This is a genomic window from Brachybacterium huguangmaarense (assembly GCF_025725725.1).
In the GTDB taxonomy this organism is placed as follows: Bacteria; Actinomycetota; Actinomycetes; order Actinomycetales; family Dermabacteraceae; genus Brachybacterium; species Brachybacterium huguangmaarense.
This window is the reverse complement of record NZ_CP107020.1, coordinates 1,590,589-1,604,220: the sequence shown is the minus strand read 5'-3', so window position 1 is coordinate 1,604,220 and position 13,632 is coordinate 1,590,589. Positions and strand designations below refer to the sequence as shown.

The window sequence follows — 13,632 nt, the reverse complement described above, 5'->3', positions numbered from 1 at the left end:
ACATCCGAGAGCTCGATGCGAGCCTCGAGCGGACCGAGGGCGTCGCGAGCACGCGGCATCGACAGACACGCCCCCGACGGAGGGGACGCCGTTCCGCCCCCGAGGGCGCCGCGAGCACGCCGCATCGGCGGAGGCGCCTCCGACGGACGGCCGGCGCGAGCGCGCAGACGAACGGGCCACCGTCCTCGAAGGACGGTGGCCCGTGGGTCGCCGCTCGGCGGCTGGTGCGAGGAGCGGTCGCTCCTCAGCGATCGGCGGCGATCAGGACTCGGTGGTCTCCGCGTCCGCGGCCGGCTTCTTGGCGGCGGGCTTGCGCGCCGGCGCCTTCTTGGCCGGAGCCTTCTTCGCAGGCGCCTTCTCGTCCGCGTCGGCGTCCTTTGCGGACGTCGTCTTCGCGGCCGTGGTCCGCTTGGCGGGAGCCTTCTTGGCCGGCGCCTTCGTGGCCGGGGCCTCCTCCGACGCTGCCGTGGCCTCGACGGTCTCCTCGGTCTCCGCGGCGGCGGCCGCGGTCGTCTTCGCCGGGGCCTTCTTCGCGGGAGCCTTCTTGGCGGCCGGCTTCTTGGCGGGAGCCTTCTTCTCGGCCGGCTCCGCCGACTCGTCCGCGGCACCCTCGTCGGCCGCGGCCGCCTTCTTGGCCGGCGCCTTCTTGGCGGCCGGCTTCTTGGCAGGAGCCTTCTTCGCGGGGGCCTTCTCCTCCTCGGCCTCCGTCGACCCGGCGTCGTCGGAGCCGCCGAGGCCCAGGTCGAGGACCTCGCCCTTCTCGTTCTTCACGGTGACGTCGGCCAGCGCCACGTCGAGCGCCTTCGCGCGCTGCGCCTCGCCGAAGACCGACTCGATCTGGCCGGACTGCGCGAGCATCTGGATGAACTGGTTGGGGTCCATGCCGTACGTGGCCGACAGCTGGGCCATGTAGTTCATGAGGTCCTCCTGGCCCACCTCGACCTCGCGGGTCTCGAGGATGGCGTCCAGCACGAACTGGGTGCGGATGGCGCGCTCGGTGTCCTCGCGGATCTCCTCGCCGTGGGGGTCACCCTCCGGCTTGCCCTCGTTCTGCAGGTGGGCGTTGATCTCCTCGGTGACCAGGCCCTCGGGGAGGGGGATGTCGAGGTCGCCGATGAGCTTCTCGAGGAACGCGTTGCGGGCCAGGGCTACGCGGTTGCCCTCGGCGTCGTGCTCGGCCTGCGTGCGCAGGTCCGCCTTGAGCTCCTCGATGGTGTCGAACTCCGAGGCCAGCTCGGCGAACTCGTCGTCGGCCTCGGGCAGCTCGCGCACCTTGACGGACTGGGCGGTGACGGTGATGTCGGCGTCCTCGCCCGCGTGGTCGCCGCCGGCGAGCTGCGAGGAGAACGTCGTCGTCTCGCCGGCCGAGAGGCCGATGAGGGCCTCGTCGAGGCCGTCGAGCATGTTGCCCTCGCCGATGCGGTAGGAGACGCCCTCGACGGTCTCGATCTCCTCGTCGCCGATCTTGGCGACCATGTCCAGGGACACGAAGTCGCCGTCGGCGGCGGGACGGTCCACGCCGACCAGGGTGCCGAAGCGCTCACGGAGCGCGTCGAGACGCACGTCCACGGCGTCGTCGTCGACCGCGGTCTCCTCGATCTCGACCTCGACGGCCGACAGATCGGGCAGCTCGATCTCGGGGCGCACGTCCTGCTCGACCACGAACACGAGGTCGCCCTCGTCGGAGCCGTCGAGCCCGGGGATGTCGGTGACCTCGACCTCGGGGCGGCCCACGGGACGCAGCTCGGCCTCGAGCGCGGCCTGCTGGTAGAAGTCCGGAAGCGCGTCGTTGACGGCCTCCTGCATGATCGTCGGACGGCCGAAGCGCTGCTCGATCAGGCGCGCCGGGACCTTGCCCTTGCGGAAGCCCGGGATCTGCACCTGGTCGGCGATCTTCTTCGTGGCCTGCTCGATGGCGGGCGTGAGCTCGGCGAACGGCACCTGGACGTTGAGCTTGACCCGGGTGGGGCTGAGCTTCTCGACGGCGGTCTTCACTGGCAGGTCTCCTGGTTGCACATCGGTGATGGGTTGTCTGGTTGTCGCTGGCCTCGCCGGGGCGCTTGCGGGGCGCCACCGCGGCTGCGAGTCGGGGTGACAGGATTTGAACCTGCGACCTCCCGCTCCCAAAGCGGGCGCTCTACCAAGCTGAGCTACACCCCGGAGGGCAACCCTCCCGAGCTTACCCGCTCATGCCAGCGCGCGCCCCAGCGGCCCGGGGCCCTGTGACCCGGCTCATCGGGCCTGCGGGGGTTCCTGGGCATGACGCGGGTGCGGTCATCTGGTTCAATAGTGCGACCTGCGTGTTCGCAGGCGACGCGGATGTAGCTCAATGGTAGAGCCTCAGTCTTCCAAACTGATCACGCGGGTTCGATTCCCGTCATCCGCTCGTGGTGGAGGGCCTCGACGGTGCGGCGACGAGCTTCGACGTCCGTCTGCCCCTCCGGCCCCCGTTCGACGGCGCCGGCCTGGCCGCGTGGTTCGCGGCCCGTGCGGTCCCCGGGGTCGAGCACGTCGACGGCACCGTCTGGACCCGTGCGGTGCGCTGCGCCCACGGCCCGGGCGTGCTGAGTGCCGATCTCGGCGACGTCACCGCCACCCGCCTCCCGGCCCGTCTGCACCTGGCCGATCCGCGTGACGAGCACGCCGCCGTCGGCCTCGTGCGCCGACTGCTGGACCTCGACGCCGACCCCTCCGCGATCGATGCGCACCTGGCCGGCTCGATGCCCGCCCTCGCCCCGCTCGTCGCCGCGCGACCGGGCGTGCGCCTCCCCGGCACCCCGAGCCTCGCCGAGGCCCTGCTGTGGGCCATCACGGGCCAGCAGATCTCGGCCGCGCACGCCCGCGACTTCCTCGTCGCCGCGACCGACCTGCTCCCCGAGGAGCTGCCGGTGCCGCTGCGCACGGAGCACGTGACGCGCCTTCCCGTCGACCCGGTCCGGGCGGCGGCCCACGCCGAGTCCTGGTACCGCGGCCCGGGGGCGCGCCGGCGCACGATCCAGACCGCCGTGCCCGCCGCCCCGCCGGAGACGGACGACGTCGACGCCCTCCGCGCCCGCCTCGTCTCGATGCCGGGCATCGGGCCCTGGACCGCCGAGTACGCCCTCCTGCGCGGTGTGGGCGCCCCGGACCTGAGCGCCCCGCGCGACGTGGCGCTGCTGAGCGCCGCGCGCGACCTCGGCATCGCCGACACCCACGAGTCCCTCGTCGCGGCCCTGCGCGCCGCCGCGCCGTGGCGCAGCTACGCGGTCATGCACCTGTGGCACCACGCCGCGGGGATGCCCCGGCCCTCCCGTCGTCGGGGGCCGACGGACCGCCGCTGACGGCCTCTCGGCGCCACGTCGGCATCGCACCGCCGCGCCCGCGGCTCCGCGACCGTGCCACCATGTGGTCATGTCCTTCGAGCCCGCCTCCCCCGCCGCCCCGACCCCGTCCGACACCGGCCGTTTCGACTTCCGGGTGGCCGCCCGGTACGCCGGGATGGAGTCCTCCCCGCTCAAGGACATCTTCGCCCTCGCCGCCCGGCCCGACCTGATCTCCTTCGCGGGCGGGATCCCCGACCCCGACCTCTTCGAGCTGGACGACGTGCGCGACTGCTACGACTGGGTCCTCACCCATTGCGGCCATCGGGCCCTCCAGTACGGCGTGAGCGAGGGCGAGGTGGAGCTGCGCGAGCAGGCCGCGCGTCGCCTGTCCCGCGACCTCGTCACCACGCCCGACCAGATCCGCGTGACGTCGGGCTCCCAGGAGGGCCTGTTCGTGGCCGCCGAGGCGATGCTCGAACCGGGCGACGTCGTGCTCGTCGAGTCGCCCACCTATCTCGCCGCGGTGCAGGTCTTCGCGGTGCACGGCGCGCGCATGGTGGGCGTCGAGACCGACGACGGCGGGGTGCTGCCGGACGCCCTCGAGGCCGCGATCCGCACCCACCACCCGAAGTTCGTCTACCTGATCCCGACCTTCCAGAACCCGACGGGCCGCACCATGGACCTCGCGCGCCGTCGCGCGGTCGCCGACGTGCTCGAGCGCACGGCGACCCCGCTCGTCGAGGACGACCCGTACGGGGAGCTGCGCTTCACGGGCGACGCGCACCCGCCGATCGCCTCCTTCGGGGCCATGTCCGCCCAGACCCTGCTCATGAAGTCCATGTCCAAGCTCATGAGCCCCGGGGTGCGGATCGGCTGGATCCGCACCGAGGGCGCCATCCTGGACACCCTCGCGGTCGCGAAGGCCGCCATCTCGATGCAGTCCTCGGTGGTCGACCAGCTCACCGTCGCGCGCTACCTCGAGACCAAGGACCTCGACGCCCACGTCGCGCACGTGTGCGCCGTGTACCGGGAGCGGCGCGACGCGATGGCCACGGCGATCGCGGCGGTGCTGCCCGCCGCGGCCCACGTGACCCGTCCCGAGGGCGGCATGTTCCTGTGGGCCTCGCTCGGCCCGGCCTACGACGCGCAGGCCATGCTCGCCGACGCGGTCGCCGCCGGCGTGGCCTACCTGCCCGGCTGGTCGTTCTTCGCCGAGGACGCCGACCATTCGACCATGCGCCTGTCGTACGTGACGCACTCCCCCGCCGTCATCGCCGACGGGATCGACCGCCTGGGCCACGTGATCGCCGCGCACGGCTGAGCCGCCTCATGCGCCGGCCCCGGCCGGCTCAGGCCGGGGCGTCCCAGCGCAGGGTCACCCGGAAGCCCTCGCGCCGCCGCGTGCGCAGGCCGGGGAGCACCCGCTCGCCCCGGCGCCTCATGGCGGCGAGGCTCAGCTCGGCCTCGCGTACGGGCATCTGCGGCCCCTCCTGATCGCGTGTCGGGCCGCGCACCGCGCGGGGGTGGCTCACGAAGCCCATGAGCGGGTTCGTGAGCACGTTGCCGAGGTCCCACAGCCCGTCGACGAGCCCCGCCGGCCGGGTCAGCGTGACCGCGAGGAGGCGTCCGCCGGGGCGCAGCAGCTCTCGCGCCCGCTCCAGCGCGGGCTCGAGATCCATGTGGTGCAGCGAGGCGATCATGGTGACGGCGTCGAAGGGGCCCGCGACGTGCTCGGGGCACGGAGCGCCCCCGTCGTGTCCGCGGTCGTGCGCGAGGAAGTCCGCGTGCCGGATCCTCACCCCCGGGTCACCGGCGTGCCGCGACGCCGCGAGAGCGGCCATGGCCGGATCGGTGTCGATCCCCTCGACCATGGCCACCCGGGTGCGCAGGGCCGCGACGAGGCCTCCGCGCCCGCAGCCGACGTCGAGCACCCGTTCGGCGCGGGGCGGGAGGTTCGCCAGCACCCAGCGATGGAAGTGCTCGTTGTGGTCCCAGGGGTGCCGCGCGTTCAGCCGTGCCAGCGAGCGGCCTGCGGCGAGCACGACGGGGGCCGCGGTGGTCCTGATGTCCGTGGGCCCATGGTGCCCGAGACCCCGTCAGCCCCGCAGCTTCGCGAGCCGGCTGACGACGCCGAGCACGAGGACGACGGCGCCGAGCCCCGTGAGCACGAGGCCGGTCTCGAGCCCGAACGCGAGACCGACCGCGATCGCGCCCACGAGGACGAGCGCGAGGAGCAGGGCGTCGATCTGCCACGCGATCATCATGAGCACGACCGGATCGCCCTGGGGAGTCGGCATCGGCATCGTCAGGCGCAGCGGGAGCGGCCCCTTCGCGGCATCGCGCAGACGGTCGAGCACGACGATCGGCACGGCCAGCAGCGGGAGGCCGAGCGCGCCGGGGTCGCCGCCGCCGAGGACCGCGGCGACCCCGCCGAGCGCGACGCACAGCTCGAGCACGAGCAGGGGGCCGAGGGCGTGCAGCACGACCTGGTGCTCGGCCCGCTGGCCGAAGAGGGCGGGGGCGCCGAGGGTCTGCACGCCGTGGCGCATGCCGTCCACGAACGAGCTCGACGCGAGCCAGAGCGCGAGGGCTCCCGCGACCACGACCCCGCCCTCGACGGGACCCGTGAGCAGCGGGGAGAGGGTGAGCACGGCGCCCGCCCCGATCGCGGCGAGCAGGCCGAGGACCGTGCGCTCGGGCGTGCGTGCGAGGGCGACGAGGTCCCGAAGCAGATAGAGGAGGACCGGCGCCACGGGACGGGCGCCGCGCCGCCGCACCGCGCCGAGGCGGCGCCCCGTCGTGGGCAGGGCGCGGAAGGTGCCGGCGGCGCCCGCGAGGTCGCCGCTCGTCGCCACGAGCGACGCGCTCTCCGAGCGTGCCGCCTGCTCGGCCAGAACCCTGCCGCGCAGCCGGTCGAGGCACGGCACGCACCCGAGCACGAGCACGACCCCGGCCGCGACCAGCAGGCACGCCCACAGCACCGAGCCGTGCGGGGCGAGCGCGGCGCCCGGGCCCGGGGCGCTGCCGCCTGCGGGGATCGCGGCGACGACGGCCCCGGCGAGGGCGAGCACGAGCGCGGCAGCCCGGCGGCCGAACGGCTCCGCGATCTCCCCGAACAGCCACGCGCAGCCGGCGACCAGGCCGGCGCCCGCCCAGGCCGCCGCGCCGAGCACCACGTCGCCGGTGCTCGCGTGGCCCGCGACCTCGAGGGTCGCCCCCACGAGGGCGCCGAGCGCGCCGAGGACCACGGCGACGGCGAGCGTCGAGCGGACGAAGGGGCGGGCCAGGGCGCGCCGACGCGGCATGGCCGAGGAGGCGAGGGTCGCCGTGAAGAACCGGGAGAGCACGGCGGGCCCGCGCACGCCGCCTGCGAGCACGAGGCCGCCGCAGCCCACGAGCCAGGCCGCGGTGACGGCCTGCGGCGCGCGCGCCGCGAGCAGCACGGGCAGCACGTCCGGCCGTGCGAGCGCGTCGACCACGAGCCGGGCCGCCGGGACGCCCAGCACGAGCAGGCCGAGCACGACCACGTAGACGACGTACACGGCGTCGCCGCGGGTGGGGGCGCCGGCCCGTGCGTCCCACACCTCGCGCGCGCCCCCGAGCGCGGAGGAGCTCGGTGCCGCCTCGGGCGCGGCGCTCACACCTCCCCCACGAGGTGCAGGCGGTCGTCGGCGAGCTCCTCGACGAGGCGGGGGCTGTGACTCGCGAGCACGATGGCGCAGCCGGCGGCGGCGCGGGCCCGCAGCAGGGCGATCACCTGGCCGAGCCGGTCGGCGTCCAGCCGCTGCTCGGGCTCGTCGAGCAGGAGCACGTCGGCGGGCCGTGCGAGCGTGAGGGCGATCGAGACGAGCTGGGACTGCCCGCTCGAGAGCTCATGGGGGTAGCGCCGTGCGAGCGGTGAGATCGCGAGGGCGTCCAGCAGCTCGTCGGCGTGCGCGGTGGCCGTGTCCGGCACGGCGCCCCAGGTCGCGGCGATGAACCGCAGGTGCTCGTCGATCGTGAGGTCGCGCGCGGTCTGCGGGGGCCCGATGAGAGCGGCGAGGCTCGCGCGGAAGCCGCGGTCGCGGTCGTCGGGGACCCTGCCCTGGACGCGCACGCTGCCGCCGGTGGGCCGCACGAGGCCGGCGATGACGCGCAGCAGGGTGGTCTTGCCGGCGCCGTTGGCGCCGGTCAGGGCGAGCACGTGCCCGGGGGCGACGGCGCCCGTGGCGTCGTCGAGCATGAGCACGTCGTCGCGCAGCACCGCCACGTCCCGGAACTCGACGGCGGCGGCCCGGGGCGCTCGGCGTTCTCTCATGCCCGCATGTCACCGCATCGGCGGGCCTCCGCGCAACCGACGATGGTCGCGCATGCGCGTGCCTCGCCTCCGGTGCCCGCCCGGCCTGGTCAGGCCGGCGCGTCCGCGGCCGCGCCGGGTGCGCCGGCCACGTCGACCATCCAGCTGGTGCCGAAGCGGTCCACGAGGCTGCCGTAGAGGTCGCCCCACATCTGGGGAGCGAGCGGCATGACCACCTGCCCGCCCTCGGCGAGCCGATCGAAGGCGGCGGTGAGCGTCTCGGCGTCCTCGGCCTCGCCCATGAGGGCGAGGGAGAAGGCGTTGCCGAAGATGATCTCGACGGGCGTCTCCTCGATCAGGTCGGAGGCCGCGATCGTGACGTGCGGCGACACCAGCTGGGCGTGCATGACCTTGTCGAGGGACGGCGAGTCCTCGGGGAGGGCGTGGAGCTCGCCGAAGGTGGTCACCGTGAGCTCCCCGCCGAAGACGTCACGGTAGAACTCCATCGCCTCACGGGTGGTGCCGGGGAAGGTGAGATAGGGGTGCAGCGCGTAGGACATGGGGCCTCCCGAGCCGGGCGATGGTGAGCCGAACCCTACGCCCGGTCGCGCCCGGGCACGACCTCGGGCAGCACCCGGGCGAGCCAGCCGGATCCCGCGAGGCACAGCACCCCGGAGACGACGCCGGCCGCCGCGACGGGGGCGACGAGGGCGATCCCGGCGACGAGCAGCGGCGCGGTCAGCCGCCCCACCCCGATCACGGTGTTCCACCACGACAGGTAGCGGGTGCGTCCGCGCTCGGGCGACACGTCGATGCCGAGGGTCATCACGATCCCCGAGCCGAGCCCGTTGCCGACGGCGATGAGCAGGCACGGCACGAGCAGCGCGACGAGCGCCCATCCCGCCGAGCGGGTGCCGATCGTGGGGGCGAGCACCGACAGCAGCACGTAGCCGAGGCCCATGATGAGCGAGCACGGCACCGCGACCGCCGCCCGGCCGCGACGGTCCATGATCGAGCCGGCCGGGATGAACATGAAGATCTCGATGGCGGCGGCGACGCCGAAGATGACCGAGATCGTCGACGCGTCGAGCGCGAGCGCGTCGCCGAGCAGGGGGACGATGAGGGGCCGGTTGATGCGTCCCATCACGAGCGGCGTCACCCCGAGGCCCACGCGCACCATCCGGGCGAGCACGCCGCGTGTATCGCGCGACCCTGCCTGCGCCGTCGAGTCGGGGGCGGGGACGGGGGCGGTGGCCTCGGCGACCTTCTCGACCTCCTCGTCGAGCGCGCGCTCGGCGGCGGCCGGCTCGGGCGGGGCTGCGCCGGAGGCCTCGCCCGGCACCATGAACACCGCGACCATGACCGTGGCGGTCGTGGTCATGACCGCGAACAGGCCGAACACCCACGCGTCATGGCCCAGGGAGACGACCACGGCGCCCAGTAGCGGGCCGATCACCTGACCGATGCGGAGCATGCCGCCGAAGGTGGTCATGCCGCGCGCCCGCAGCTCGGGCGGCAGCTCGGTGCCGAGGAAGGACTGCCGTCCGAGCTGCCAGACCTGACCTGTCGCCGCCATCACGACGAGCGCGAGCACGAGCGCGAGGCGATGGCCAGGGCCCGCGTGGCCCTGCAGACCGTCCCCCACCACGATCAGGGCGACGACGTTGGAGACGGCGAGAGCGATGCCGCTGGCGATGATGGCGCGCCGGGCGCCCACGCGCATCATGACCCGTCCGGTGGGGATCGGGCCGAGCACCGCGCCGATGCCGGCGATCATGGCGAGGGCGGCCGCGGCGGGCACGGAGAAGCCGAGGTGACGGGCCAGCAGCGGGATGACGGGGAGGAGCGCGGCCTCGCCGGCGGCCTCGAGGACGGTGGGGGCGTAGATCGACGGGACCAGCGCGCGCAGCACGCGGCGTCCGCCGACCTCAGACGGCGGCGACGTCCCGGAGCCCGCCGTAGGCGCGGGCGGTCTCGACCTCGCCGCGACGGGCGACGGTCTCGTCGGTCCCGGCGGCCACGGAGGCGGCGGCCCAGCGGATGGACCAGGCCCGCACGTAGCGGGCGCCGTCCTCGCTCGCGAGCCACACGGCGGACGGCGCGGGCACGTCGAGGCACAGCTCGCGCCAGGCGCCCGTGCGCGCCGCGAGCCCCAGCAGGGCGATGTCCCAGCCGAGGGCGGTCGCGCCCGGTCCGAAGCGGTCGAACACCTCGTGGGGGACGTCGGCGACGTGGACGAGACGCAGCTCGGTCGTGCCGTCGTCCTCGGGGTCGAGCGCGATCGCGAGGTCGTCGACGTTGGTGCCGTACTCCCACGACAGGCGCAGGCGGTGGGGCGCCTCGGCCTCGAGCACGCCGCCATGGGCTCCGCCGACGGCCTCGAAGGCTCCGTCGGCGACCGTGACCGGGCCGTACCAGGTCTCGAGAAGGGCGGGCCGGGTGAGCATGGGCCACAGGGCCGAGGGTGCATCGCCCAGGGTCGTGCGCAACGACGTCGTGACCCGGACGGAGGGTCCGAGGTCCTCGAGGTCGACGATGCGCTGCACGGCGTCGACCGCGGCAGGCGTGCTGCTGGCGGGCATGCGGATCTCCTCGATGCTCTCCCCGGGGGCGTCCGTTCCTGTCGGCGGCGGCCGGCCCTCGGGGCGCAGGGACCGGGCGGGGCCGCTCCGGGCGGACCCCTCCACCCTACTGCGCGCCGTCCGCGCCTCGCCACGGGCACCGGCCACGCGGTCGGTCTCCCCTAGCATGTCCTGCGTGACACCGACGACATCCCGCCCCCACGGCTCCCGGCCGTCCTCGTTCGCCGCTCACCTGTTCGACCTCGACGGCGTGATCACGCCCACCGCGACGATCCACATGCGCGCGTGGGCCCGGATGTTCTCCGAGGAGCTCGAGCGGCGCGGCGTCTCCGCGCCCTACACCGACGCCGACTACTTCGCGCACGTCGACGGCCGCCCCCGCTACGACGGGGTGCGCAGCGTGCTCGCCTCACGCGGGATCGAGCTGCCCGAGGGCTCCCCGGACGACCCCGCCGACGCCGAGACCGTGTGCGGCCTCGGCAACCGCAAGAACGAGCTCGTGCTCACGATGATCCGCGAGGAGGGCGTCGCGCCCTATCCCGGCACCGTCGCCTACCTCGACGCGCTCGCCCCCGACGCGCTCCTGGCCGTCGTCTCGAGCTCGCGCAACGCCGAGGAGGTGCTGCGCGGCGCCGGCCTGCGCGACCGCTTCCCCGTGGTCGTCGACGGCACGGTCGCGGCCGGGCTCGCGCTGCCCGGCAAGCCCGCGCCCGACACGTACCTGCACGCCGCCCGCGAGCTCGGCGTCGACCCCGGCGACGCGGTCGTCTACGAGGACGCCGTCTCCGGGGTCGCCGCCGGGGCGGCCGGCCCCTTCGGCGCCGTGGTCGGCGTGGACCGCGGCGCGGGCCGCGACGCGCTCGCCGCGGCGGGCGCGACCGTCGTCGTCGAGGACCTCGAGGAGCTCGCATGATCGCGCCGAGCGCCGACCCGATAGACCGGGTGCACCTGCCCGCCGACGAGTGGCGCCTGGTCGAGTCCCGGCCCGGCGCGGACCTGGCCCTGCTCGAGACGATCTTCTCGGTCGCCAACGGCTACCTCGGCATGCGCGGCACGCCCGAGGAGGGCCGGCAGGCCGCCGAGCACGGCACCTACATCAACGGCTTCCACGAGACCTGGAAGATCAACCACGCCGAGTCCGCCTACGGCTTCGCGACCACCGGCCAGACGATGGTCAACGTCCCGGACTCGACCGTCATGAAGCTCTACGTCGACGACGAGCCGCTCCTGCTGGCCACCGCCGACATCGAGTCCTACGAGCGCTGGATCGACTTCCGCGAGGGCGTGCTGCGGCGCGACCTCGTGTGGCACACCCCCACGGGCGCCCGACTGCGCGTGCGCACCTCCCGCATGGTGTCCTTCACCCAGCGTCACCTCGCGCTCATGACGATGGAGATCACGATGCTCGAGGGCTCGGCCCCGGTCGTCGTGTCGTCCCAGGTCATCAACCGCCAGGACCTCCACGACGAGTTCGGGGCGCAGCCGGCGCCCGCCCCGTCCGACCCGCATCCCGGGCACAAGGAGGACCCGCGCCGCACGACCGCCTTCGATCACCGCGTGCTCGAGCCGCGCGGCGACTGGCACAGCGACCGCCGCATGCTGCTGGGCTACCGGGCCGCGCGCTCGGGCATCACGCTCGCGGTCGGGGCCGACCACGAAATCGAGACCTCGCTCGACGTCGAGAAGATCATGGACACGCGGCCCGACCAGGGGCGGGCGATCCTGCGCACCCGCATGACCGCGGGCTCGACCATGACGATCCGCAAGGCCGTGGCCTACCACTCCTCGCGCACCCTGCCCAACCGGGAGCTGTTCGACCGCTGCCGGCGCACGCTCGACCGGGTCCGCGACACGACCTTCGACGAGCTCGAGCGCGAGCAGAGGGCCTACCTCGCCGATTACTGGGACCGCACCGACGTGCAGGTGCCGGGCGATCCCGGCCGCCAGCAGGCGATCCGCTGGTGCCTGTTCCAGCTCGCCCAGGCCTCCGCGCGCGCCGACCAGGCCGGGATCCCGGCCAAGGGGCTCACGGGCTCGGGCTACGAGGGCCACTACTTCTGGGACACCGACGTCTACGTGGTCCCGTTCCTGACGTTCACGACCCCCCAGTGGGCGCGCAACGCCCTGCGGTTCCGCGTGAACCTGCTGCCCAAGGCGCGCGAGCGCGCCCATGACCTCACCCAGCGCGGCGCCCTCTACCCGTGGCGCACGATCAACGGCGAGGAGGCGTCGGCCTACTACGCGGCGGGCACCGCGCAGTACCACATAGACGCCGACATCGCCTACGCGATCTCCACGTACGTCGAGGTCACGGGCGATCTGGAGTTCTGTCGCCGCGACGGGGTGCGCGTGCTCGTCGAGACCGCCCGGATGTGGGCCGACCTCGGCTTCTGGCGCACCAACGGCACCTCGGAGTTCCACATCCACGGGGTCACGGGGCCCGACGAGTACACGACGGTCGTCAACAACAACCTGTTCACGAACGTCATGGCGCGCTTCAACCTCCAGCGCGCCGCCGACGCGGTGCGCGATCTCGAGCTGACGGACCCCGACGCCCACCGGGTGCTGGTCGCCGACCTCGAGCTGCACGACGGGGAGGTCGAGGAGTGGGAGGCGTGCGCCGAGGGCATGTTCATCCCCTTCGACCCGACCCTGGGCATCAACCCGCAGGACGACCGCTTCCTCGACCGCGAGGTGTGGGACCTCGCGAACACGCCGCCCGACTCCTTCCCCCTCCTCCTGCACTACCACCCGCTCGTGATCTACCGCTTCCAGGTGATCAAGCAGGCCGACGTGGTGCTCGCCCTGTTCCTGCGCGGCGCGGAATTCTCCGAGCAGGCCAAGCTCGCCGACTTCGAGTACTACGACCCCATCACGACCGGCGACTCGACGCTCTCGGCCGTCGTGCAGTCGATCGTCGCGGCCGAGGTGGGCCACCAGGACGCGGCCCTCGACTACTTCCACGAGGGCCTGTACGTGGACCTCGCGGACCTGCACGGCAACACGGCCGACGGCGTGCACATCGCCTCCGCGGGCGGGGTGTGGGCATGCCTCGTGCAGGGCTTCGGCGGCATGCGCCACGAGAACGGCGACATCACGTTCGATCCGCGCCTGCCCGAGGAGTTCGACGAGATCTCCTTCCCGCTCACCGTCCGCGGCTCGCGCTTCCGGGTGCTCGTGCGCCCCGAGGCGATCTCCTTCACCCTCGTCGAGGGCGAGGAGCTCGAGGTCGCTGTGCGCGGCGAGACCGCGCGGGTGACCGCGGCGGGCACGACCGTGCCGCTCGCCGACCAGGGGCCCCACCTCGACGACGCCCGTCTGAGGGACATGCCCGGGATCGGGGAGAATCGTCCGGACGGCTCGATCATCACCTCCGAGATCCCCGACCCCGACGCCCCGTGGGAGTTCCGCACGGCGGCGAGCGAGGTCCCCTGACCGCGCAGCCCGCCACCCGCCCCCACCTCGACCCCAG

General features: G+C 74.1%; 11 protein-coding genes and 2 tRNA genes. 5 read left to right on the top strand and 8 right to left on the bottom strand.

The window, feature by feature from the left end:
* Positions 1–261 precede the first annotated feature (261 nt).
* The gene (tig, locus tag BRM3_RS07150; RefSeq protein WP_263595359.1) at positions 262–1,995 is read right to left on the bottom strand and encodes a trigger factor; all 1,734 of its coding nucleotides are present in this window, start codon (positions 1,993–1,995) and stop codon (positions 262–264) included.
* Between the two features lie 91 nt (positions 1,996–2,086).
* A tRNA-Pro gene (locus BRM3_RS07145) sits at positions 2,087–2,160 on the bottom strand.
* Positions 2,161–2,315: 155 nt separating this feature from the next.
* On the opposite strand from BRM3_RS07145, the gene BRM3_RS07140 reads away from it, so the two are divergent.
* From BRM3_RS07140 to BRM3_RS07130, 3 genes are all read left to right on the top strand, one after another.
* Positions 2,316–2,386 (top strand) — tRNA-Gly (locus BRM3_RS07140).
* Position 2,387: 1 nt separating this feature from the next.
* Positions 2,388–3,320 carry a DNA-3-methyladenine glycosylase family protein gene (locus BRM3_RS07135; protein WP_263595358.1) on the top strand — a complete coding sequence of 311 codons (933 nt, stop codon included), beginning with the start codon at positions 2,388–2,390 and terminating at the stop codon, positions 3,318–3,320.
* 70 nt (positions 3,321–3,390) lie between these two features.
* Positions 3,391–4,623 (top strand): aminotransferase-like domain-containing protein, encoded by a 1,233-nt coding sequence (locus BRM3_RS07130; RefSeq protein ID WP_263595357.1) that lies wholly within the window; start codon positions 3,391–3,393, stop codon positions 4,621–4,623.
* A gap of 28 nt (positions 4,624–4,651) precedes the next feature.
* Here the strand turns inward: BRM3_RS07130 and BRM3_RS07125 are convergent, their stop codons facing one another.
* From BRM3_RS07125 to BRM3_RS07100, 6 genes are all read right to left on the bottom strand, one after another.
* Positions 4,652–5,344 (bottom strand): class I SAM-dependent methyltransferase, encoded by a 693-nt coding sequence (locus BRM3_RS07125; RefSeq protein ID WP_263595356.1) that lies wholly within the window; start codon positions 5,342–5,344, stop codon positions 4,652–4,654.
* Positions 5,345–5,398: 54 nt separating this feature from the next.
* Positions 5,399–6,943 carry a hypothetical protein gene (locus BRM3_RS07120; protein WP_263595355.1) on the bottom strand — a complete coding sequence of 515 codons (1,545 nt, stop codon included), beginning with the start codon at positions 6,941–6,943 and terminating at the stop codon, positions 5,399–5,401.
* The gene (locus BRM3_RS07115) at positions 6,940–7,599 is read right to left on the bottom strand and encodes an ABC transporter ATP-binding protein (protein WP_263595354.1); all 660 of its coding nucleotides are present in this window, start codon (positions 7,597–7,599) and stop codon (positions 6,940–6,942) included. The genes BRM3_RS07120 and BRM3_RS07115 overlap by 4 nt, the downstream gene beginning before the upstream one ends.
* A gap of 89 nt (positions 7,600–7,688) precedes the next feature.
* Positions 7,689–8,138, bottom strand: coding sequence for a VOC family protein (locus tag BRM3_RS07110; RefSeq protein ID WP_263595353.1), 450 nt, complete (start codon positions 8,136–8,138; stop codon positions 7,689–7,691).
* Positions 8,139–8,173: 35 nt separating this feature from the next.
* Entirely contained in the window at positions 8,174–9,490 is a 1,317-nt protein-coding gene (locus BRM3_RS07105; protein WP_263595352.1) for an MFS transporter, read from the bottom strand.
* A gap of 16 nt (positions 9,491–9,506) precedes the next feature.
* Positions 9,507–10,160 carry an SRPBCC domain-containing protein gene (locus BRM3_RS07100; protein WP_263595351.1) on the bottom strand — a complete coding sequence of 218 codons (654 nt, stop codon included), beginning with the start codon at positions 10,158–10,160 and terminating at the stop codon, positions 9,507–9,509.
* A gap of 277 nt (positions 10,161–10,437) precedes the next feature.
* On the opposite strand from BRM3_RS07100, the gene BRM3_RS07095 reads away from it, so the two are divergent.
* A complete protein-coding gene (locus BRM3_RS07095) occupies positions 10,438–11,073 on the top strand; it encodes an HAD family hydrolase (protein ID WP_263595417.1) in 636 nt (211 codons plus the stop codon).
* The gene (locus tag BRM3_RS07090) at positions 11,070–13,595 is read left to right on the top strand and encodes a glycoside hydrolase family 65 protein (RefSeq protein WP_263595350.1); all 2,526 of its coding nucleotides are present in this window, start codon (positions 11,070–11,072) and stop codon (positions 13,593–13,595) included. Before BRM3_RS07095 ends, BRM3_RS07090 begins: the two co-directional genes overlap by 4 nt.
* Positions 13,596–13,632 lie beyond the last annotated feature (37 nt).

Coding starts and splice junctions, on each gene's coding strand:
- BRM3_RS07100 (WP_263595351.1), bottom strand. CDS start 10,160: ATGCCCGCCAGCAGCACGCCTGCCGCGGTCGACGCCGTGCAGCGCATC.
- BRM3_RS07130 (WP_263595357.1), top strand. CDS start 3,391: ATGTCCTTCGAGCCCGCCTCCCCCGCCGCCCCGACCCCGTCCGACACC.
- BRM3_RS07090 (WP_263595350.1), top strand. CDS start 11,070: ATGATCGCGCCGAGCGCCGACCCGATAGACCGGGTGCACCTGCCCGCC.
- BRM3_RS07095 (WP_263595417.1), top strand. CDS start 10,438: ATGCGCGCGTGGGCCCGGATGTTCTCCGAGGAGCTCGAGCGGCGCGGC.
- BRM3_RS07110 (WP_263595353.1), bottom strand. CDS start 8,138: ATGTCCTACGCGCTGCACCCCTATCTCACCTTCCCCGGCACCACCCGT.
- BRM3_RS07115 (WP_263595354.1), bottom strand. CDS start 7,599: ATGAGAGAACGCCGAGCGCCCCGGGCCGCCGCCGTCGAGTTCCGGGAC.